The following is a 22634-nucleotide window of genomic DNA, read 5'->3' as shown; positions in this document are numbered from 1 at the left end:
TACCAAAAAATGAATCCTTTATATATAATACCATAATATGATTTTATAAATTTTATAATTTGTATGTGAATTCCTTTTAATTATAAAATGAAAAAAAGCAAAACGCTATGCGCCTTGCTTTTTTTGAGCGATTATAGCATCGGATTTTCGTGCTTTGCTTTTAGTCGCTGCCATCTTTTTTCTACTTCCGCCTCAAACTCTTCTAAAATTGGTTTATTTTCATCCTTTAGAAGGTGTTTTGTTTTACCCATATATTTTAACCAATCAGATTGAGGCACTCGTTTGTTTTTCTCTTCCGGATTATAAGTAATCGTCGTAATTCCTTGTTCAACTTCGTATAGCGGAAAGAAGCATGAATTTACGGCTTGTTCCACTATTGTTCTGCCATATCGGTCATCTGACTTCCAGTTTAGCGGACAAGTAATCAGGATTTTCCCATAAACAGTGCCAACATTCTGAGCATACCACTGTGCTTTTGCACCTTTTTTAATTAAGTCTTGCGGAAATGCTTCCGAACCTGTAAACACATAAGGAATATTTGTGGCAGCCATAATTTGCGCGGTATCTTTATGATGGAATGCTTTACCACGCTGTGCTTTTCCCACACCCGATGTACTGGTCATATGGCCCAATGGTGTAGAGTAAGACATTTGCGAACCGGTATTCATATAGCCCTCGTTATCATATTCAAGCATGATCAGCTTATGTCCTCGGAGCGCAGTACCTATCGCTGAACCCATTCCGATATCCATACCGCCGTCACCAGTAATCATGACAAATGTTGCATCATCCGAAACTTCAATTTCACCGCGGCGCTTTAATTCCATGAACGCTTCAACAGTCCCTGATAATGTTGCAGCACCATTTTGGAACAGGTTATGCATCATCGTTTGTTTGTGTGAGGTGCTTGGATAGCCGGTAGTTGTTACATAGGCGCAGCCTGTTTGGAAGAGAGTAACAATATCCCCTTCAATTCCTTTAAAGAACAGCTCTAAGCCTGCAAATATTCCGCATCCTGGACATGCGCCATGACCGGATGAGATTCTTTTTGGTTTTGCGGTCAAAGCACGTAATGGTGGAATTTTCACTTTTAATTTATTTGTTTCTTCATCCATTTTCACGTCAATTAGCCCTGTTTTAAAGACATCGCCATGTTGAGGCAAAATAACAGGCTTAAGATCTTTTTCCGGGTCACCCAGAACATGACCATAGTAATCAAATGGTTTTTCCGCATAACCTTTTTCCATCGCATCCATGGCCATATCAAAGAAAGCTTGCGCATCGGTTGCGTAGAAGTCCTTGCCTCCAAGACCGAAAACGCGGCTTAACACGATTGTTTGATTGTTTTTATCGTCTTGAAGGGCAGACTTCACTTCATGTGTAAGGTTTGGACCATGGGCACCGTATGAATCCGCACGCTCACCAACTAATAATGATTTTACATTTTTAAGCGCTTCACGGATTTCTTTTGCCGGGAATGGTCGAATAATATTGGGACTGATTACACCTGCTTTAATCCCTTTCTCACGAAGCTGATCAACAACATCCTTAGCAGATTCTGCTGCAGAATTTAATAAGAATAAGGCAACCTTTGCATCTTCCATTTTATATAAATCGAGCACAGGATATTCTCTTCCAGATAGTTTAGCATATTCAGTGGCAATTTCTCTAAATACCTCACCAGCATTGTACATGGCTTCAGATTGCTGGTAGTGGTTGTTCAGGAAATCATCCCCGCTCATATGGGCACCTACTGTAACAGGTTTGCGCAAATCTCTCACAAAATTATAATCTGTTGGACATTCGCCGACAAATTGCTGCACGACTGAACGATCCTTAAAGTATTCCACACGACGTTTTTGGTGAGAAGTAAAGAATCCATCATAGGCAACAATAACCGGTAAACGAACTTTTGAGTGTTCAGCAACTTTAAGGGCCATGATATTCATATCATAAACAGCTTGAGGTGTTTTAGCTGTTAAAATAACCCATCCCGTGTTCAATGCATAATACAAATCGGAGTGATCTCCACGAATATCAAGCGGACCACTAACAGCACGTGTTACCAGATTCATAACCATTGGGAAGCGTGTTCCTGATTGAACAGGCATCTGTTCAATCATATATAAAAAGCCATTTGCACTTGTTGCATTTATTACCCGTGCACCGGTTGCTGCTGCACCATAGCAAATACCTGCGGAGCCGTGCTCGCCATCAGCGGGAATTAACTTAATATCGTGCTGGCCGCGTGTTTTCATTTGGTCTAAAAATTGGGCAACCTCTGTGGATGGTGTAATTGGGAAATACCCCATAATATGATAATTAATTTGAGCTGCAGCCATGGCAGCCATTTCGTTACCCGATTCGAAGGTTGAAACCTGTTCTGCGACACCTTGTTTTTTTAAATTTTCTTCTAAAATAGCCATCAGATTGCACCTCCTGCAATATAAGGAAAGTTCTGCTTCACACGATTTTCATCTGCATATCCTATCATTTCACGAAGATCACCTAGTGCATCGGTTGGACATGCCTCAACGCATTTTAAGCAGCCTTTACAATATTGATAATCAATTCCTTTAAGGAACATTTGTTTTCTGCCTTTTTTGTCTTCTCCTTCTTCCCACACAAAACAAAAATCAGGGCAAACATTATCGCAAGCTGCACAATTAATACATTTTTCTTGTTGGAATTCAGGAAGGAATCCTTGACGTGAACCGCTTAAATCTTTGAAAATACTATTCGCCTGTGATACCATGACGCCGCCGATTTCTTGCGTCATATATCCAAGTAGTGGAAGTGGACGGGAGAAAGTTTTTCCCTCTGCTCCTTCCGGCACTTCATATGTTTTAAATTGAACTTCATTATAGCCACGGTCAAATGTACGGATATTTGGTTCAACAAGATGTGGATATTTCTTTGTAAATGTTTTGCGAATCACATCTCTCATTGATTCTGGATCAAGAAAATCACAGATACGATATAAGGCACCAAGCATCGCGGTATTTACTTTTGTTTTTTCCTCAACAGCAATGGATAAAGCGTCAATAATGGCAAGCTTACCATATTCCAGTTTCAAATCATTTTTAACTTCATCAAAATCTCTTGCTGTATTTACCAGGACAATCCCATCAGCATTCAATCCGCTGACAACATCAACGGTTCTGTATAATGCTTCATGGAATACTCCAACAATATGCGGTTGTTCGATTGGACTGTGATCCCTAATTTCTACTTCAGGGTCACAAAAACGAATGAAACTTTTTACTGGAGAACCTTTTTTTTCTGATCCGTAAGATGAAAAATTAGATCCTTTTAAACCAAGGCTTAAAACTCCTGCCTCTGCTAACATTTTTCCAGCTAAATTCGCTCCTAACCCACCGATGGATTCAAGACGGATTTCAAAAAATCCAAGTTCATTTTTTTTCGGTAAGACTGACATAATCTCCCTCCCAAATATAAGAAAGACGCGGGCGTCTTTTAAAATATAAGATAAATAGAATATCATCCCCACTGTTATTCTATTGCAAGCTAAATAAAAACGCTGTGACAAATGTTATAGTTGAAGAAAAAGATTGAAACACAATATTCAATTGACAATTGGTCCCTTTATCTATCAGATAATAAACCGTTTTCACAATTGTATAACAGGGGGAAACTTGTAGTATAACAGCATTTTATTTAAGATCCCATAATAGAACCCCAATAAAGGACGACTCATGAGTCATGCTTTATTATGTTTAGTGCCTATTTTTTTTGCTTACACTAGGCTATAATAAACTGTTACTGCAATTTTAAAGTAAGGAGATTTATTATGAATGTCATTGGTGCTACTTTAAATGCTAAGTTTATTCATACAAACTTAGCGATCCGCTATCTAAAAGCCTATGCTTTACCGGAATTCAACATCCAAATAAAAGAATATACGATAAAAGACCCTATCATGAATATTGTCACCGACCTCTATCAACAAAAGCCAGCCGTTATCGGGTTTAGTTGTTATATTTGGAATATCGGGGAGACGAGAAATGTTATCAATATGCTAAAAAAAATAGATCCTTCCATTATCATCGTGTTGGGGGGACCAGAAGTTTCCTATGATACTGCTGATTGGATGAAAGAGATCCCTGATGTTGATTTTATTGTCATGGGTGAAGGAGAACAAACGTTTAAACAGCTGCTTACAGAGATTGAAACGAATCACAACTACGATCATGTTCATGGAATTGCCTATCGGAAAAATAATGAAGTGGTCATTACACCGCAAATGAACAAGCTCGACTTAAAGGAACTCCCATCACCATACAGATTTCCAGAAGATGCTGGTCAATTAAGCAAACGGATTACCTATATTGAGACGAGCCGCGGCTGCCCATTCAGCTGCCAATTTTGCCTCTCCTCTATTGAAGTTGGCGTCCGCTATTTTGACAGAGAGAAAATCAAAGAAGATATCCGCTATTTAATGAAAAATGGTGCCAAAACTCTCAAGTTTGTGGACCGGACCTTTAATATTAGCAGGAGCTATGCAATGGATATGTTCCGCTTTTTGATTGACGAACATCTTCCGGGTACGGTTTTTCAATTTGAAATTACAGCTGATATTATGCGGCCTGAGGTCATTGAGTTTTTAAACTACGAGGCGCCGGAAGGGCTCTTTCGATTTGAAATTGGTGTTCAATCGACAAATGACTACACCAATGAACTTGTGATGCGAAAGCAAAATTTTGCAAAGCTCACCCGAACAGTTATGATGGTTAAAGAGGGCGGCAAGATCGACCAGCATCTTGATTTAATCGCTGGATTGCCTGAAGAAGACTACAAATCATTTCGTAAGACATTTAATGATGTTTTTGAAATGCGCCCGGAGGAATTGCAGTTAGGATTTTTAAAAATGTTAAGAGGAACCGGCGTGCGGCTTCGTGCAGAAGAACACAAATATATATATATGGATCAATCACCTTATGAAATTTTAGGCAATAATGTCCTGCCTTTTGAAGATATTGTCAAAATCAAACAAGTGGAAGACGTTTTGGAAAAATACTGGAATGACCACCGAATGGATCAAACGATTGAATATTTAGTCACAAAAGTGTTCCCGTCTCCCTTTGATTTTTTCCAACAGTTTGGTTCCTTTTGGGATGAACAAGGCTGGGTTAGAATAGGGCATCAATTAGAAGATTTGTTCCGGAGGTTATCTTCCTTCCTGGAACATTATAAGGCTAAAGACAAGGATATCATCCTTGGTCTGATGAAATTTGATTATCTCAGAAACCACAAATACAAACCAAGGAAGCCATGGTGGGATGCAAGCTTTGATAAGGAAAGGCGTGTAAACATCTATAAAAAAATTATTGAAAATCCAAACCTTTTAGGACCGGACTTCTTAAAACTGGAACTAGAAGAAAAAGAGTTATTTAAGCATACGATGCTTGAGGAGCTTACTTTTGATTTAGCAGAGTACAAAAAAACCGGAAATATAAAAATTCAGCCAACCTGTTTATTAGCCTATTTTGATCCCATCAACGAAAGGACACTCATGTTTTCCTTTAAAGAGTAATATAGCCGGCTATGCCGGCTTATTTTTTTTGGATATTTTTCTTTTGATTCATTTGCGGAATTTCATATAGTTTGATTCCATTTACATCTCCAAATTCAATACTAAATTCCTCACTTGGAATGCGGGGAGGGATTCTTCGCCGCCTTTTCATTACCCTCTTCCTTTTTTCCCTAATTTAGAATTTCGATTGGCTCCCCTAATCGCATTGTTATTATCGGTAAATTCCGCAGAAAATTCACTTTCCTGAATATTTTTATCAGGTGTTTTTGAATATTTTTCAACTGCATTAAATTCAGCTTTACGCTTTGCCATGTTTTTTCCTCCCTGTCGATAATCTGTTACAAATTTAGTTTTCAACAAAAAGGGAGAATCATTCATTACCTTTTTTTCCATTAATAAAATAACTTTTCTGTAGGAAAATAAAGAAAAAACAGGAGTGTGAATCATGAGCAAAAATAAGAAGGAACAATCTCTCGATTCATTAAGTATTGACGACACGTTTCCACATCAAATCAATGCGGTTAGTTTTAAAAATACCGGGATAAAAATGCAGCCTCCATTTATTAATGAACATGGAGTGGTGATTGGTGACAGCAAATACGCCTCTCCAAATTCACCGTTAGAGAATTGGTCAAAAGATACAGACCCATCGATTATGGCAGGTGATGAATGGGTACACCCGACAAATGATATCGGCTGGAACACTGCAGAAAATCGTGAACTTCTGGAAGAGAAACAAAAACCTCAAGCTGCGCCATTCATGCATCCGACAAAGGACGTTAGTCAGGGGAATGACTGATTAAGAATGCCATATCGGATAAACATTACCACTTATGAATTTTGAAGATTTATCAATACTATCTTTACAGAGATAAATTATTCTCTGCAGTGATTTTAAGGAGTTGACAATATGGCTAATAGCAGCAATAAATTATTAGTTCCAGGAATTGAACAGTATTTGGACCAAGTGAAATACGAAATTGCCCAAGAATTTGGAGTCAATTTAGGCTCAGACACCGTTTCACGTGCAAATGGTTCTGTTGGCGGAGAAATCACAAAAAGACTTGTTCAGCAGGCCCAAGCTCAATTATCCGGCAAATAATTAAATAAAATGGAAAAAAGTCCGGCATCGCTGGACTTTTGTTTGTTAATTGTTATGCTGTTTATTCTTCCCGCCATTTTTCTCGTGTCCAGGGTGATCCCCGTGCTGCGATTCATGAAGGTGTTTGCAGGTGGACCACTGCTTTAAGCTATCAATATTGTTCCAGCCCTTCCAAAGATAAACGTCATTTTTTAACCCCATCAATTTATGATGACTTGACTTATGCTTTTGGTTTGACTCTTCCTGAAAGGAATCGGTTGAGTTCTTTTGCAGCTTTTTTACTTGGCCTGGTGCAGATGAATTCTTTTTATTCTTTTGGTATGGTTTCTCTTTATCTTCGTGCTGCTTTTTTACAGCATTATTATTATCATTTTGTTTCTTTTCTTGTCCATGAGTCCAAGATTTCTTTTTATTGGCAGGAGCAGTTACCTTAGGTTTCTTTTCCTGCATAATTGCCGGTTTGTTCGTTTGTTGCTTCGCTTCACTATTAGTTGTCTGATTTTTGCTCTCTTGATATTTTCCTGTGGTAATACCTAATTTGTGAGCTTTCTCTCGATCTTGTTCCGTTCCATTTTGGACTTTTAAGGCTAAATGATCTTTATTTGCCGTTTCTTTTATTTCTTTTATATTTTCCGAAAGCTTTTCTTCCGCACTTTTTTCCTTTTGATTTGCCCTTACCGTGGTTAGGATAACCTGTTGATGATCCTTTAAATATCCTTCTTTTTGCATTTCATCTAAAATGGTTTTGGTTACATCACACGCTTCCTGATTTTTCCAATGGTTAATTTGTGAAATAACTTTTTTACCTTCTGGATTATATCCTTTTAATTCGACTACTTGCATGTTTTTATTAACGCCAAGTTCAATACTTGGATTTACATCAATGGACATGTAGGCATATGCTTTATTGTTTTGATAAAATGGGATAAATGTTCCTAGAAAAATAATGATTGCAAAAGCGGCTCCCCAAGCAGTCTTCATTTTTAACAAGTTTTTGGTCGACATTAAGGATGGACGAGTTTTAACATTCCCAACCGGGAAAAAATAGATTTCTTCTCCAATTGTATATGGTTGACTTTGTTTCTTGGCACGCAAAAACTCACCCTCAGGGGTTAAAAGCAACAGAAATGCGTCGTCAATTTCCATTACAATTCCTTTTTTCATGTTTCCAGCACCCCCTTTATATAATCCTTCATAAACACATAATCACTTATTAAAATAAGAGCTATGGCAATGATATATTTTCGATTGCGTTCTATTGTCTTTCGGCTGACGTTGACCATTTTTTCAAGCTGTTTAATTGGAAGCCGTTTTTTTTCCAGCAATAAATCCTTCAGTTCATGATCTTCAACGAGCATTTTTGCAGCAAGAATGGCATTTTTTCTAGCATCAGCATGCTTCGGAGAATTTTCCACGAGATCATGAAAGCTTAAATCAAAAGTTTTTAATAATTTTTGGAAATGGATAATTTCATCTTTTCGAAGCTGTTCATCCGATATTTTCTGATATTCATCAAGAGAAAGCTCATTGACAATAGCTGTTCCCGGTGACTCTTCCTCAAGAGATGTAATATGAAAATCCAAGCTTATATGTTGATTTCTCGTTTGTTTTCGAATATAGTCAATAACTCTTCTTTTAATTAGTACTTCGGAGAAGCTTAACAGGGAGCTGCCACGCTCAGCTGAAAATTTTTCAATCGCTTCATTAAAAGCGAGAAGTCCTATACTAAATTCATCATCTGTCTCATATATATATCGTTTGCAAACAGATGAAACTGTTTTTGCGATAAAAGGTTTATATGCTTCAATGATTTCATTAAGCAATAGGCGATCCCCTTGCTGAATTTGGATAACTGAATCTTCAAGGGTTCTCTTCTTCCTTTTGGTCATGAACGATAAACTGAGCATTAGCCTCACCTCTCTATTAAACCAATTATAACATACGAATGTTATTTTTGATTTTAGGGGGTGTTTGCCAGTTTAAGAAAGATAGCCGATAAAAAGCTGTCTTATCTGCACAGTTAATTGCCAATGAAAGCTATTAATCGTTATATCTCTTTTTTCCTCAATTCCTTCCCTCGATGATTTTTTGCGATCGCTTTTTTCACTACAAAGTTACGTTATCTGCTAAGTAGTTTGTGGGGGTGTGAAAAAATTTTTTACACAAAAAAACTTCCGCCCTTAAAACGGAAGCTTTCAGTTACTATTTTTAATCGAATTGGAAACTAACAAGAATTTAAGTAGAAAACCAATAAGTAAGCCAGGTATTAAGAAAAGGATGGGCAAAAAGATCGGGCCTGGATGGCAATCAAGGATGGTAACCTTTGGTGATACCATTAGACCTATGGTAACAAAATAGGCACTAAAAACAAAAGGCAAAAATGAAAATTTTTCATTTGCCGGCATCGCATTACGATAGGCATCCCACATCGAAAACATATAAACACATGGGTAAAACATTAACCATTGGTAATTTACGACATCTTCCGCCCTTTCAATTTCACCTAAGAAGCTAAACATAATCGCCCTATTAAAATGACTTTTCATATTCATAATAAATTCCAGGGCTACAAATAAAATTCCTTTGATATAATTCCCAGTTAGCAATTGACTAAATCCAGGAAAGGCAATATTCCATAAAACTGCTTCTAATTTACTGATTGTCTTCATGCTTTAGCCCTGCTTCGTGTGGGATAGGATTGGAACTCAAAATGGATTTACACCTATTATCATAACCAATTAATTACCAATTAACAAAAAATAAATAAACAAAAATGCACACAAGAAAGAGAAATCTTGTGTGCATTTTTGTTATTTTTGAACCAGTATATTAAGCATATGCTAATGGTTTTGATTCCCAAACAATTTCTTCTACTTCAGAACCTTCAAGTGTTTCTTTTTTTAATAAAGCATCGACTAATCGTTGATACTGATAGTGATGGGTTTCAATAAGCTGTTCGGCTTTTGATAACCCTCTTTCAAAAAGCTCTTGCATTTTTGCTTCTTTATCTTGTTTATTAAATGTTAAGGTAAATCCTTCTTGAAGCATACCTGTATCTACCATATGCTCGATCATTTGCTTGGCTTGCTGCACATCACCGCTAACACCGATACTGTGCTCACCCAGGATCATTCTTTCTGCAACCCCACCCGCTAAGATCATTGCCACACGATCCAATAAGTCACTGGTTGTGGATAAATGCAGTTCTTTTGGGATAGGTGCGACATAGCCCAGTGCTTCACCGCGCGGGATAATGGTCGCCTTTCGAACAGATCCGCGTTTTGTTAACGAAGCAATAATGGCATGTCCTGCTTCATGAATAGCCACTCTTCGTTTTGTTTCAAGGTCCTGCAAGGAGCGGGAGGTGCTCCCTAAAATCGTCCGATCAAGGGCATAATCAATGTCTGCTTTTTGAATGATATCCTGCCCATTTCGTACAGCTCTTCTGCTTGCCGTTTCAAATAGTGATTGAAGCTCTGCACCAGAAAATCCTGAAGTGCTTTCTGCCAGGTCATCTAAAGAAGCTAAAACATCTGAAGCCAATGCTTTTCCTTTTGTATGAATCGCAATAATTTCTTTTCGGCCTTTAGTATCAGGCAGTGGTACTTGGAAAGAGAAGTCGATTCTTCCAGGGCGGAGAAACGCCTCATCAAGCATGTCCTTGCGGTTGGTTGCCGCAATAAATAAAATACCATCATTTGAATGTCCGCCATCCAATTGGACAAGAAGCTCCGTTAAGGTTTTTTCCGCTTCTTCTCCACCATGTGCTTTTCTTTTGCCGGCAAGGGCATCGACTTCATCGATGAAAATAACGGCCGGTCCTTGTTTTCTAGCAGTCTGGAATAAGGAACGAACGCGGCTTGCCCCTACACCGACAAACAACTCATTAAAAGCAGAGCCGCTTGCGGAGAAAAATGCTGCATTTAATTCACGAGCGATGGCTTGGGCGAGTAAGGTTTTTCCCGTGCCTGGAGGACCGTATAATAGAATGCCCTTAGGTGGTTTAATTCCCATTTTGATTGCCCGTTCGGGTTCTTTTAAGGTAGAGAGTGTTTGCAGAATCTCTTCTTTCATTTCCTCTCCAAGTCCACCCACATCCTTTAAAGTGATCGTTGGAAGAGAGCGGGCTTTTGAAACACTGTTCTTCATTGTATTGGTTAATCCAAAACCGCCTTTTGTTTTTTGTAATGTTAGAGCGGCCCCAGCCAGCAGGATGATCACACCGCCTAAAATCCACTTTCCATATGGACTGCTGTCTGAAAAGGAATAGTTTATATTGTATTTCTCCACAAGCTTACTTACCATTTGACTGTTTGGAGGTACATGAGAAACATATTTGGCACTGCCTGCCTTAATATGGATGCTTCCATCCGATTGCTCAGTTAATGTGACCGTCTTTCCATGTTGATTTTGAATGGTCTTTTCCACTGATGAAAATGGGATAGCAACCTCGGCATTTGATGTCTCCACAATCCAGGCGATCCCGGCAATAACTATAATAATCGCTGCAATAAGCGGAATAATTTTAGAAATGATTTTTTTGCTTTTATTCAATTCACTTCATCTCCTTTAACAGAGTCTCATTCTATTATAGTACGATATTCCTAAATTGCAGGTGGGAATCGGTGGAAAGAGAATAGGCACAGATTAGAATAAAAAGGAAAACGCCTTTCCGAACAGAGTCGAAGAAGGCGAGAGATGGAAAAATTATGAAAGTAATCGCAGATGTGGAATAATTGGCATTAAAACGCTTTGGGCTAAAGCTCCTATACTGACACCTTGGCTTGATTGCTTGCTCCATTTAAATACATGAACTTTTTCTTCTTTTCCTTCATACAAAAATAACAATTGATCCGTTTCCTGTGCAATGCCAATCCTTTTATAAGAGATATCGTTTTGCTTTAGGACAATTTCAAAGGCTTTACGCAAAAGATTTAGTGTTGGTTCGTCAAACGAAGTAACTTCCATAATTCCTCCTGATTGTTTAAGAATAGTACCTTGATGCACTATGGTTCATTATATTCTTTTCACCTTCTGGGCAAAAGAAATAAAATGTTATTTGCAAAAGTTTAGCTTCAGAGATAAGATTGAAGTTATAGACAAAAATATTTACTGTCAAAAGAGAGGAAGACAAGATGGGTAACAAATTTACAGAAGAAGTTTTGTCACGCCGGACATTTGCGATTATTTCTCACCCGGATGCCGGTAAAACAACGTTAACTGAAAAATTATTGTTATTTGGCGGTGCCATACGTGATGCGGGAACTGTCAAAGCGAAAAAAACGGGAAAATTTGCAACAAGTGATTGGATGGAAATTGAAAAACAACGGGGAATTTCCGTTACATCTTCCGTTATGCAATTTGACTATGATGGCTTTCGTGTCAATATTTTGGATACCCCTGGCCACCAGGATTTTAGTGAAGACACCTATCGTACGCTGATGGCGGTTGATAGTGCCGTCATGATCATCGACTCTGCCAAGGGGATTGAAGAACAAACACTCAAGCTATTTAAAGTTTGTCGTATGCGCGGTATCCCAATTTTTACTTTTATGAATAAATTGGATCGTCAAGGGAAACCTCCATTGGAGCTTTTGGCTGAGTTAGAGGAAGTTCTCGGGATTGAATCCTATCCAATGAATTGGCCTATTGGCATGGGAAAAGAGTTTCTAGGTATTTATGACCGCTACCATAACAGAGTAGAACAATTCCGTGTGAAGGAAGAGGAAAGATTTATTCCTTTAAATGAAGATGGGGAAATTGAAGGAAACCATTCGATAAAAAATTCCGGCCTTTTTGAACAAACCCTTGATGAAATCATGCTTCTTAATGAAGCAGGTAATGAATTTTCTGTTGAGAAAATTGCTGACGGAAAGCTAACGCCCGTTTTCTTTGGCAGTGCCTTAACCAATTTTGGAGTGCAAACGTTTCTAGAGTCCTACCTCCAATTTGCTCCGCCTCCAAAAGCACGAAATTCTTCGATTGGAGAAATCAATCCGCTAGCTGAACAATTTTCAGGTTTTGTTTTTAAAATTCAAGCGAATATGAATCCCGCTCACCGTGACCGAATTGCATTTGTCCGGATTTGTTCTGGGAAATTCGAGCGTGGAATGACAGTGAATCTGCCTCGCTTGGGAAAGCAGCTGAAGCTTTCTCAGTCCACTTCATTTATGGCTGAAGAACGCAATACGGTTGATGAAGCGGTTAGCGGTGATATTATAGGTCTTTATGATACAGGCACATACCAAATTGGTGACACATTGACGACAGGGAAAGATGATTTTCAATACGAGAGACTGCCTCAATTTACACCGGAACTATATGTTAGCGTGTCAGCCAAAAACGTTATGAAGCAAAAATCTTTTTATAAAGGTATTCAGCAGTTAGTTCAAGAAGGAGCCATTCAGCTCTTTAAAACGGTGAAAACCGACGATTATTTGATGGGAGCAGTTGGTCAACTGCAATTTGAAGTATTCGAGCATCGGATGAAAAATGAATATAATGCTGAAGTGTTAATGGAACGGATGGGTTCTAAAATTGCAAGATGGGTTGATTCGGAGATGGTGGATGAAAATCTTTCAAGCTCCAGAAGTCTTCTCGTCAAAGACCGTTTTGACCAATATGTCTTTTTATTTGAAAATGACTTTGCCCTTCGTTGGTTCCAGGAAAAAAATCCAACAGTACCTCTGTACAATCCAATGGATCAGCATGAATAGTCAATCGTCTGAACAGTATGATGTAATCCTATAAACTAAAGTCAATGAGGATGTCCAAATCAGGGCATCCTCATTTTAGTTATATACATAAAGCCAAACGTACGATTTTTTCCCTTCTATTTGAGGTAAACTAACATGAATTCCTCTAAAAGGGAGTGATAGTGTGTTCAAAAAAAATGGTCTTTTTGAAAAAGAACAATCAAAATATAATGACCTTGCAAAAGGTTATCTCAACAATCAACAGGAAACGGAAGGATTATTAAATAAAGCCATTCGAAAGGCAAGTAAGAGGAAATCTGCGTTAGGGGAAACTTGGGACAAACTGCAGTTATTCATTGATTTAATTAAATCCTATTCAAAGGGAGAATATCGGGATGTTTCAACAGGAACAATGATAACAGTAATCGGTGCAATTCTTTACTTCGTGTCCCCGCTTGACCTAATCCCGGATTTTATTGTTGGGCTGGGCATTGTCGATGATGCAGCAGTTATAGGCTATGCATTAAAAAAAATCGGAAAAGAATTAGATGAATTTGACCGATGGAAAAAAAATCGTCTGTTTAATGCCGAAGATCATTTTGATTAAATATTAAAAGAACAGCAAGGTTTCCTTGCTGTTCTTAACAAAAACAATTGTATTATTAATAATTAAAGCAAGCTGCGCCTACAATAATTAAGAGGATAAATAATACGACGATTAATGCAAAGCCGCCGCCATAGCCAAATCCACCACAGCCGCATCCTCCAAAGCCGTAACCTCCATAGCCGTAGCCTCCAAAACCACCATATCCAAACATTTTCATTACCTCCTGTTTATATTAAAAACACCACGAAGCTCCGATAATGATTAACAAAATGAATAATACGACCAGTAGGGCAAATCCGTTGCCAAATCCAGCTACACCTGTCATTTTCATTACCTCCTTTTTTAATTTCTCTACATCCTATTCAGTTTGGTAAAAATGTGCGATAGACACTTATCCCAATTACCCAATGAGTGAAAAAGGGGATAAGCCTTTTCTTCATGTTTGACCCCTTCGCACATATTAAAAATATGGTTAGTCATTTTGGCATAATAAAAAGCAGCAGGATATCATAACTCCCGCTGCTTTCATTATTTTATTAGTTTATGATCCGAACAACCCGACCGTTGAATGCTGATTTCCAATAGCTATTGGACAATGAGGCAATTGCGACCCCAGTAGAACTTTGCGATCCAATAAATTTGCCCCCGCCAATATAAATTCCTACGTGACCATCTGTTTTATAAGTATTAAAGAATACTAGATCCCCTGGTTGCATTTGACTTGCAGGAACCTGTCTTCCAGCATACTTTAATGAGTCTGTGCTTGAACCAATATTATAACCAGCTTGCGCAAATGCCCAATGAACAAAACTAGAGCAATCAAATCTGCCATTTGCTACATCGGAAGCTGTACGACCGCCGCCAAATACATAAACGGAATTCCCAATATATTTATATCCTGCTGTAATGACAGTATGAACTGACCCGCCCCCAGTTGGTACTGTTGGTACTGGAGTGGAATCATTGGTGTTTGTATTGGTATCAGATGGACTGGAAGAATTTGTATTGGTATCAGATAGACTGGAAGAATTTGAATTATCTTCTGCCGGCTGATTTACATTCACCTGGCTAATCTGAAGTTCTTGTGAAGCAAGATTCTGATCTTGGGCAATTAGCATCGCTTTTTTAAATAGCTTATCCTTTTCTTTGCTCTTTAGATCTTGCTTTAATGCGTCATTTTGCTTTTTTTGATCCAAGATTTGGGACTGCATTCCTACTAAATCAGATTTCATATTGGTTAAATCATTAAGTTTATTTTCAACAGAAGCTTGCTTAACCTCAACTTCCTTTTTATCGGACTCAGTCTGTTTCAAAAGATCCTGATCGGCTTCGACCATAGTAGAAACAGCTCCAAGACGGTCAACAAAATCACTAAAACTGGAAGCCCCAAGCAAAACATCCAGGTAACTTACGGTCCCACCTGTTTCTTGGAATGAAACAGCACGCTTCTTTAAAATTTCGTTTCGCTTTGCAATTCTTTCCTTTAACGTAGACACCTCTTGCTGAAGTTGATGAATTTCAGTTTGAGACGCTTTCATTTGTTGCTCAGTTTGCTCAATCTTCGTTTGATTATCTTTTATAGCTTGATCAACACGTTTTGATTGCTCTATTAATTTCACAAGATTTGCTTCAACTTGTGAAATTTCTCCATTTGTTTTCGAGATGCTTTCCTGTATCCCCGAACGCTGATCTTTAATACTTGAAAGATTATTATTCGCTGCCGCTTTTACCGTTGGGATTGAGAATGCGCTTCCCAAACCAAGCATTATAATCGTACTAAGTGCAGTTAGTTTCTTTTTCATACCATTTCCCTACTTTCCAAATAGTCAAACTAGCATTTCAGCAGTTTTATTATTTTTAAATAATAATATGTTGTAGTAGTCTTAGATTTTTCGCATTATTTGACATATTTTATGTATACTAGTCTGTTTTTCATCTATAAATCTCACATTATTCTATGACAAACGACCTAATTCCATCTTGTTTTGTTGTAATTAGTAGTATATCATCTGATTTTGTCAATTAAGTTATGATAATATTACATTTATATTTCAATAGTTCTTTTTTTTGTTTTTGTTACAAAATGGACAAAAAAAGGATGTCCCAGCAGGGTTAAACCCTTGAAGGACATCCTTTTTTTGAAGATTAATACAGTACAGCACTATTAATTTAATAAAATACGCAGTTTGTTTTGTTCATTGACACCTATATCCCAGCAGTGGGTATGGAGCTGGAATTGTTCGTTAATTTTAATACGATTGAGTCGCAGCCATTTTACAGCAAATTTATTAGCATCTTTTTCAGCCCAGGAAAGAGAATAAAATGGACTTTTTTGAGGATGTTCAAATAAAAATTGATGTTTATTTGTAGTGAATTGATGATGATGCCGCATTTCATGAAATAGACAAAATGCACCATGGAGTTTTTTTAAGAATGGGTCTTTGTACGGGAGATTAAAAAGATAAATAAAAATCTTTTTTTGTTCATAGTTGTATGTAGAAAAAATCGATGATTTTACTAGGTGCTTTAGGAGATTGTACCTGGAATATAAGTTGCTTTTCATGCCATTTAATGCAGAAATGGTATTCCAATCGTCAAATATATAAATATCAGGTGCGGATGGTTGTGAATTTGGCAATAAATCTAATAAAAAAAGAATCTCTTTTTCTGGCAAAATTTGCGAAGAACTATAAACAGCCATACTTTGCACCACCTTTTGTCAAATAAAAAAGAAGTCTTATAATTTTATTATAGATAGTTATTTGAAAATTTCAATTATATTAAAATAAAAAGCGTGAGAATGATCTCACGCCTGGTACAAAGTAATATTATCTTGTTTTCACAAGCTCTTTAAAACCACTTTTGCTGCGGTCGACGATTTGATAATGTGTGTTTTTTACTAATTTTACATACTCCTTTTTCACCTGTAACCAGGCATTCCGGCTCTCTCGAGCAAAGGTCATACTTGATTCTGCACTTTTTTCAAGATTTTTTTCAAATTGATCGAAAATTTGAAACATGGACTTTATTGGGGTGAGAGCCAGTTTTTCTACTTGTTTAGAGACATTATTAAATTGATTTAAAAGTTCTTCCTGTTCACTCGCAACCGTCGCTTGTTCAATTGCTTCTTCCTTAACTAACTGAAAGCAGTTCAGCATTCCATCGAATACTTCTTTATTTGTTTTCTTCGATTGCTCATAAAAGTTTTCCAGAGATTTTCGATATTGTTTATTAAACTTAATTACTTCCTTAAATGACTTTAAGTAGGCATCCTCACGATTTTCTCGAAACTGTCTTCCCCGTTCACTAAACTGCTCGTATTGTTTCCAGAATGTGTCGATAAACAAGCCTTGGAAATTTGCTTCTTCCATTGACGAAATGAATTGATCATCTGCAGCTTGAATGGTTTCATTTTTCTTTTGTGCCATTGTCTTTCCTCCACTTATTCTTTTTTACTTTCTCTATCGGATCCCTTTTTTGGAAATGTGGGGATATAGAGCTCTATGAAACTGGAATACATGTTAAAAAATTGTTCCAGCAATGATTGGTATGTTTCTAGTTGATTGGCGTAGCCTTTTAAATATGTAATACCAGCTTTAGTGATAGAATATCTTCTTTTTGCGGGACCTCTTCCAGTTGTATCCCATTCAGATGTAACAAGCTCTTCCTTCTCCAGTTGCCTAAGGAGCCGATAAAGATTACCTTGGTCAATCGTTTTAAATCCATGTGTTTGCAGCTTCTGACTAAGCTCATAACCATGAAGAGAAACCTTGCTAAGAAGCAATAAAATAAATGGCAGTACAAAATTTTTAGAAGGATTAACTGTCTGATTATCCTGATTCACCATATCTTTATCACCCCACCTATATGTATTTTACACCTATGAGTATTTCCCCGTCAATCTTGTCTTAACTTTCTTCTTAAAAGTTTTCCGATTGACGATTTTGGAAGTTCATCAAGAATTTCAATTACTTTCGGCACCTTGTAAACAATTAAATTATTGTTTTAAAAAAGGAATTTGAAACGAGACGATATCGACATGATTCTTCATCATTCTCATCCATTTTCAGATATACATACAATGAATTTATTAAGGCGACAAACCTCTACAAAATCCAAGTTTTTTATACAAAATTTCTTTAAGCCCTTCTATGCTTATTCACAATAATTTCGAAAAATCGGCCTCTGTGAAACACTAAAAAAACACACAAGATTTTATCATCCTGTGTGTTTTTTTCATAATCAATCCAATTACTATTCTTCTAAGCCCGATGCATCAGCCTGTATTCCTTAATCCCGCAGAAATACCGCTGATGGTCAATAGCACTTCTGTTAATAGTTCGTCATTTGGCTCATCCTGTCCACGCAATTGTTTGATGAGCTCAACCTGCAGAAAGTTTAATGGGTCAACGTATGGATTTCTTCTAAAAACCGAGTCCTTAATATTAGGAGTGTGATCAAGCAATTCTTTATCACCGGTTATTTTGAGGAGAATGGCTTTCGTCCGTTCATATTCTTCCACAATATTAGTAAAAATCCGTTCGGCAATGGTTTGATCCTCGACAAGTGATAAATATTCTTTTGCCGTCATGATGTCCGCTTTCATCAGAGCCATTTGCAAATTATCTATCGTTGATTGGAAGAATGGCCATTTTTCGTACATGTTCTGTAAGAGCGTCAGGTTTTGATTACTTTTCGAAGCGTAGCTGTCCAGCCCAGTTCCAGCCGCATACCAGGCAGGAAGAAGCTGGCGGCATTGCGTCCAAGCAAATACCCATGGAATCGCCCGTAAATCTTCAAATCGCCCTTTATTTTTACGGCTCATTGGCCTTGAACCGATGTTTAAGTCCCCAAGCTCTCGTAATGGGGTTGCTTCGTTAAAATAAGTCAGGAAGTCTGGTTCATCAAAAACAAGCGACTGATACTTCGATAAAGCTGTACTTGAAATTTCTTCAAGGGCCCTTTCCCATTGCACATCACGTGATTGACCCTGGTCCGCTTCTTTCGAAACATGGGTTGCCACCCGCAGCAAGGTTGATGTTGCCTGTTCAAGGCTGCGATAAGCGATATCTTCAAGCAAGTAACGGGAAGACAAAACTTCTCCCTGTTCTGTAATTTTAACACCATCACCAATCGTTTCAGCAGGCTGAGATAAAATACTTTTGTTTAATGGTCCGCCTCCGCGGCCAAGCGAACCTCCGCGGCCATGGAAAAACTTTAGGCCGATTTGGTAGCTTTTCGCCATTTCATGAATTTCAATTTGGGCCTTATACAGCTTCCAGTTTGCCGTTAACGTTCCGCCGTCCTTACTTCCATCCGAATAACCCAGCATAATTTCCTGCTGATCACCTAAAATCTGCAAATGATTTCGGTACAAAGGCATTTTGAAAAGTGTTTCCATAATTTTGGACCCAGCTGTTAAATCATCAATGGTTTCCAATAATGGAGCAACATTTATATGACTCTCCAAAGTTCCATCGGCGTGGAGCCGGTAAATGCCAGCCTCCTTTGCCAGCACCAGCACTTCAAGCAGGTCGCTTGGAGACTTTGTCATACTTACGAGATAAACTGAAATGGAACGTTTTCCAAATTCTTCATGTGCCTTTTTAATCATTTGGAAAACCTTAATCATTTCTTGAGTTTGGCTTGAATAATCTTCATCCAATAATAACAACGGCCGCGGATCAGCAAGAATATTTTGTAAGATTTTAATCTTTTCCTCTTCAGCGAGCTCAGTATAATTCTCAGAGATTCGCACTTTTCTTAAAATTTCCGATATAGCCGCCTCATGTTCCCCGCTATGGTTGCGAATATCAAGTGTAGCCAAATGAAAACCAAAAAGTTGAACCTGTCGAATAAGCTTTTGTAAGATCTTCAATTCATGTGCTGCAGGATGGTGTTTTTTCAGACTCCTTTTTATCATCCATAAATCTTTCAAAAATTCTTCGGCTGAATGGTAGCCGATTTCAGATTTTCCTACTTGTTTTACCCGTTCAATAATCACCGCAAAAACGCGTCGGTAAACCTCGGTTTGAACCGGCCATTTTTTATCGTCCGATAACACCTTGTCCTCTTGCTCTGCAAGCAGTTGAAGAAGCTCATCACTAACGTCAACCCTTGTCGTGGAATGACTGTATCGTTTCATCAAATCCACTAACACATTCTTATATTTTTTTATGACTAATCTTCTTTGCCGCTTTAACGTCTCCCAGGTAACCTCATGAGTAACATTGGGATTACCGTCACGGTCACCGCCAATCCATGAACCAAACCGAAGAAAATTCGGTATTGTCCACTCGGTTTGAGAAAAATTATTCTCAAGGCACTCCTCTACTTCTTGATGGATTTCAGGAAGTACATCAAAGAGAGTTTGATCAAAATAATACAAACCGTTCCGAACTTCATCTAAAACAGTTGGCTTGTTATGTCTGAGTTCATCCGTCTGCCAGAGGATGGTGACTTCATTGAACAAATTTTCTTCCAGCTTTTTCTGTTCTTTTTTCGTTAATAGCGGATGATCAAGACTTTTTAAGATATCTGCGATTCTTTGTTGGATTTCAAGAATAGACCTCTTCGTTGCTTCAGTTGGATGGGCAGTGATAATCAATTCAAGTGACAACGTATTAAGGACTTTTTGAATCGTCTCTTCATTTATGTCATTTTCCTTTAGCGCCAGGATGGCACTTTCAATCGATGCAGGCTGGACGATAGAATCATCTTGCAGTTGATATTGCCTGCGTCTGCGAATGCGATGATTCAGTTCCGCCGCGTTGATTAAATGGAAATACATTGAAAATGCACGAATAATCTGTTTCCTCATCGGCGTGCTTAAGTTTGCAATTTCTTCTTTTAAGAGGGTGTAGGTCGTTTCATCGTATTGATTACGCAGCGATTTACACATGTTTCGAATTTTTTCCACTTTGTCGAATAATTCTGCTCCACCATGATTAACAAGGATTTCCCCGAGCATTTGGCCTAGTAATTTGACATCTCGACGCAATGGAAGACTGCTGTCATTTACACTTAATGCTGTTGTCATATTCTCACCTTCCCTTTAAAACTAAAAATTCAATAAATTTTTATAAATTAATATAACACACTCCTAGTAAATTGTTTAATGAAAAGATTTAATAAATTTATTTTTTTCTAAAGAAACCAATAAAAAAAGAGGCTGTCCGGTCACAACCTCTAAAAAATATTTTTGAAAAAAGCACCAATACTATCAACAATTCGTCCCCAAATGGATGTTGAAGCGGTATTATTTCTTCCATTCCATGCCGCCTGCTGGCCGATTGAATTATTATTGCTGGTGGTCGTGGCAGCTGGACTGCTTACAGTTGCATCGGCAGTGACAACCGCTTCCGTTTTTACTGCACTAATTGGCTGGTTTTTTTCAAATACCAATACATAGGTTTTTCGGTCCTCTCCATTGGTGACAACGACCGGAATCGTTGTTTTATTGCCATCAAGCTTTACCGTTCCGCTTGTGCCTCCATCAATTTTAATGGAGCTGCTGCTATAGGTCGCACCGGGAGTAAGCGTAATCGTATTTACATTATTAGATTCGGCTAAATGATAGGTATAGGCCGTTTTGGAAAAAGTTTTATTCCACGTTCCATTTGAAACTGTTAAGGAAGACAAGGTTGCCTTATTTATTTTCGGAACAGCTGCTCCTGATTGGTTAGCCGCGCCATTTTTCCATGCTGAAGTTTGATTCTGGCTGGACTGAGTAGAAGAATTCCTATTCTTGAATCCATTTGCAGGCTGCTTGGATTGATTTGGACTATGGGATCCATTTCCAGGTTGCTTCGATTGGTTTGGATTATGGGATCCATTTCCTTGCGGCTTGGTCCCAGGCTTATTACCGTGTGTAGACGGCGGATTACTGGTTTGTTTTGCCGCTCGTATTACATGCAAGGTATATGTTTTTGGCTCCCCAGTTTCCGCGGTAACTAAAATAGCAATATCAGATTTACCTACAGGAAGCGAAATGTTAATTCCTTCCCCGTTAAATGGTTTGTTATTGATCTTAATTCCTGAGGTTTTTTCGAAAGCAACAGGCGTAATCGTAATGGCAGCTGTCTCGTTTGGCAAACTTACATTATATTGAGCAATAGCCGGTTTAAAGGCAGGTGATAATTCACCCTTTGATAGTTTAATATTTTCTAGTAAATTATTGCTATTTTGTTTCCTCATCACCGTCAGTTTATAAATACCTGGAGGATTTGAGCCATCATCAACGGTAATGGTAAAAATATTTTCACCGGTTTTTAGCGATAATGCACCAATCTCCCCATTGCTTACAGTTTGTCCATTTATGGTCACCACCGCTTGCGGATTTTGCGTTTCCACGTGCATGGCTGTTTGTTGAACACTATTTTCAACTGTTGCCGTATAATCAAAAACATCAGGAGAGAAATCTTGATCGAAAGTAATGTTATCGAATTCTAACTTAGATAATGCATTTTGTTGGTCTACTGCAGCGGTAGTAGTGGTTGGATTCATTGCCGCATAGGTAGTTGGTATGTAGGAGACTGACCCAATGCCAAACATCGAAACCACAAGAATTATTTTCACTCCTTTACCGTTTCGCAGCCTTTTGAGCATCTAAATTCCCCCTAAATTCTTCGCTAAATTAAAATGTGGACTAACTATATCATTCAAGGCTTAATTTTT

22 protein-coding genes are annotated in these 22634 nt (G+C 38.0%); 5 read left to right on the top strand and 17 right to left on the bottom strand.

The window, feature by feature from the left end:
- Positions 1 to 131: 131 nt before the first annotated feature.
- Both ACZ5XR_RS05845 and ACZ5XR_RS05840 read right to left on the bottom strand, forming a co-directional pair.
- Positions 132 to 2426 (bottom strand): thiamine pyrophosphate-dependent enzyme, encoded by a 2295-nt coding sequence (locus tag ACZ5XR_RS05845; protein ID WP_464500738.1) that lies wholly within the window; start codon positions 2424 to 2426, stop codon positions 132 to 134.
- Entirely contained in the window at positions 2426 to 3439 is a 1014-nt protein-coding gene (locus tag ACZ5XR_RS05840; protein WP_464500737.1) for a 2-oxoacid:acceptor oxidoreductase family protein, read from the bottom strand. The genes ACZ5XR_RS05845 and ACZ5XR_RS05840 overlap by 1 nt, the downstream gene beginning before the upstream one ends.
- Positions 3440 to 3811: 372 nt before the next feature.
- Here ACZ5XR_RS05840 and ACZ5XR_RS05835 point away from each other — a divergent pair, with 372 nt between their 5' ends.
- Positions 3812 to 5554: a B12-binding domain-containing radical SAM protein gene (locus ACZ5XR_RS05835; protein ID WP_464500736.1), complete on the top strand. Its 1743-nt coding sequence runs from the start codon at positions 3812 to 3814 to the stop codon at positions 5552 to 5554.
- A 19-nt stretch (positions 5555 to 5573) separates the two neighbouring features.
- Here ACZ5XR_RS05835 and ACZ5XR_RS05830 read toward each other — a convergent pair whose 3' ends face one another.
- Positions 5574 to 5705: a hypothetical protein gene (locus ACZ5XR_RS05830; protein ID WP_464500735.1), complete on the bottom strand. Its 132-nt coding sequence runs from the start codon at positions 5703 to 5705 to the stop codon at positions 5574 to 5576.
- On the bottom strand, positions 5705 to 5866 hold the full coding sequence (locus tag ACZ5XR_RS05825; RefSeq protein WP_464500734.1) for a hypothetical protein: 162 nt from the start codon (positions 5864 to 5866) through the stop codon (positions 5705 to 5707). The genes ACZ5XR_RS05830 and ACZ5XR_RS05825 overlap by 1 nt, the downstream gene beginning before the upstream one ends.
- 133 nt (positions 5867 to 5999) lie before the next feature.
- On the opposite strand from ACZ5XR_RS05825, the gene ACZ5XR_RS05820 reads away from it, so the two are divergent.
- Positions 6000 to 6353, top strand: coding sequence for a DUF3905 domain-containing protein (locus tag ACZ5XR_RS05820; protein ID WP_464500733.1), 354 nt, complete (start codon positions 6000 to 6002; stop codon positions 6351 to 6353).
- A gap of 111 nt (positions 6354 to 6464) precedes the next feature.
- Entirely contained in the window at positions 6465 to 6656 is a 192-nt protein-coding gene (locus ACZ5XR_RS05815; RefSeq protein WP_464500732.1) for a small, acid-soluble spore protein, alpha/beta type, read from the top strand.
- 45 nt (positions 6657 to 6701) lie between these two features.
- On the opposite strand, the gene ACZ5XR_RS05810 is transcribed toward ACZ5XR_RS05815, so the two are convergent.
- The 5 genes from ACZ5XR_RS05810 to ACZ5XR_RS05790 form a co-directional block, all read right to left on the bottom strand.
- Positions 6702 to 7820, bottom strand: coding sequence for an anti-sigma factor domain-containing protein (locus tag ACZ5XR_RS05810; protein ID WP_464500731.1), 1119 nt, complete (start codon positions 7818 to 7820; stop codon positions 6702 to 6704).
- Positions 7817 to 8563 (bottom strand): RNA polymerase sigma factor SigI, encoded by a 747-nt coding sequence (gene sigI / locus ACZ5XR_RS05805; RefSeq protein ID WP_464500730.1) that lies wholly within the window; start codon positions 8561 to 8563, stop codon positions 7817 to 7819. Before sigI ends, ACZ5XR_RS05810 begins: the two co-directional genes overlap by 4 nt.
- 288 nt (positions 8564 to 8851) lie before the next feature.
- On the bottom strand, positions 8852 to 9325 hold the full coding sequence (locus ACZ5XR_RS05800) for a hypothetical protein (protein WP_464500729.1): 474 nt from the start codon (positions 9323 to 9325) through the stop codon (positions 8852 to 8854).
- 160 nt (positions 9326 to 9485) lie between these two features.
- The gene (locus tag ACZ5XR_RS05795; RefSeq protein WP_464500728.1) at positions 9486 to 11210 is read right to left on the bottom strand and encodes an AAA family ATPase; all 1725 of its coding nucleotides are present in this window, start codon (positions 11208 to 11210) and stop codon (positions 9486 to 9488) included.
- Positions 11211 to 11363: 153 nt separating this feature from the next.
- Positions 11364 to 11624 (bottom strand): hypothetical protein, encoded by a 261-nt coding sequence (locus ACZ5XR_RS05790; RefSeq protein ID WP_464500727.1) that lies wholly within the window; start codon positions 11622 to 11624, stop codon positions 11364 to 11366.
- Positions 11625 to 11791: 167 nt separating this feature from the next.
- On the opposite strand from ACZ5XR_RS05790, the gene ACZ5XR_RS05785 reads away from it, so the two are divergent.
- Positions 11792 to 13372, top strand: a complete 1581-nt coding sequence (locus ACZ5XR_RS05785; RefSeq protein ID WP_464500726.1) for a peptide chain release factor 3 — start codon at positions 11792 to 11794, stop codon at positions 13370 to 13372.
- Positions 13373 to 13535: 163 nt separating this feature from the next.
- Complete coding sequence (locus tag ACZ5XR_RS05780; protein WP_464500725.1) at positions 13536 to 13958, top strand: YkvA family protein; 423 nt, start codon at positions 13536 to 13538, stop codon at positions 13956 to 13958.
- A 55-nt stretch (positions 13959 to 14013) separates the two neighbouring features.
- Here ACZ5XR_RS05780 and ACZ5XR_RS05775 read toward each other — a convergent pair whose 3' ends face one another.
- The 8 genes from ACZ5XR_RS05775 to ACZ5XR_RS05740 form a co-directional block, all read right to left on the bottom strand.
- Entirely contained in the window at positions 14014 to 14169 is a 156-nt protein-coding gene (locus ACZ5XR_RS05775) for a YjcZ family sporulation protein (RefSeq protein ID WP_464500724.1), read from the bottom strand.
- A 21-nt stretch (positions 14170 to 14190) separates the two neighbouring features.
- Complete coding sequence (locus tag ACZ5XR_RS05770; protein ID WP_464500723.1) at positions 14191 to 14283, bottom strand: YjcZ family sporulation protein; 93 nt, start codon at positions 14281 to 14283, stop codon at positions 14191 to 14193.
- A 211-nt stretch (positions 14284 to 14494) separates the two neighbouring features.
- Positions 14495 to 15760 (bottom strand): coiled-coil domain-containing protein, encoded by a 1266-nt coding sequence (locus ACZ5XR_RS05765; RefSeq protein ID WP_464500722.1) that lies wholly within the window; start codon positions 15758 to 15760, stop codon positions 14495 to 14497.
- Between the two features lie 362 nt (positions 15761 to 16122).
- Entirely contained in the window at positions 16123 to 16659 is a 537-nt protein-coding gene (locus ACZ5XR_RS05760; protein ID WP_464500721.1) for a hypothetical protein, read from the bottom strand.
- A 127-nt stretch (positions 16660 to 16786) separates the two neighbouring features.
- Positions 16787 to 17386, bottom strand: coding sequence for a hypothetical protein (locus tag ACZ5XR_RS05755; protein ID WP_464500720.1), 600 nt, complete (start codon positions 17384 to 17386; stop codon positions 16787 to 16789).
- 14 nt (positions 17387 to 17400) lie between these two features.
- A complete protein-coding gene (locus ACZ5XR_RS05750) occupies positions 17401 to 17805 on the bottom strand; it encodes a helix-turn-helix transcriptional regulator (protein WP_464500719.1) in 405 nt (134 codons plus the stop codon).
- A 429-nt stretch (positions 17806 to 18234) separates the two neighbouring features.
- Positions 18235 to 20997, bottom strand: a complete 2763-nt coding sequence (gene ppc / locus ACZ5XR_RS05745; protein WP_464500718.1) for a phosphoenolpyruvate carboxylase — start codon at positions 20995 to 20997, stop codon at positions 18235 to 18237.
- Between the two features lie 149 nt (positions 20998 to 21146).
- Positions 21147 to 22565: a cadherin-like beta sandwich domain-containing protein gene (locus tag ACZ5XR_RS05740; protein WP_464500717.1), complete on the bottom strand. Its 1419-nt coding sequence runs from the start codon at positions 22563 to 22565 to the stop codon at positions 21147 to 21149.
- Positions 22566 to 22634 lie beyond the last annotated feature (69 nt).

Source organism: Neobacillus sp. Fa239 (genome assembly GCF_055395235.1).
The sequence above is the reverse complement of the archived record's forward strand: the minus strand, read 5'-3'. Positions and strand labels throughout refer to the sequence as shown.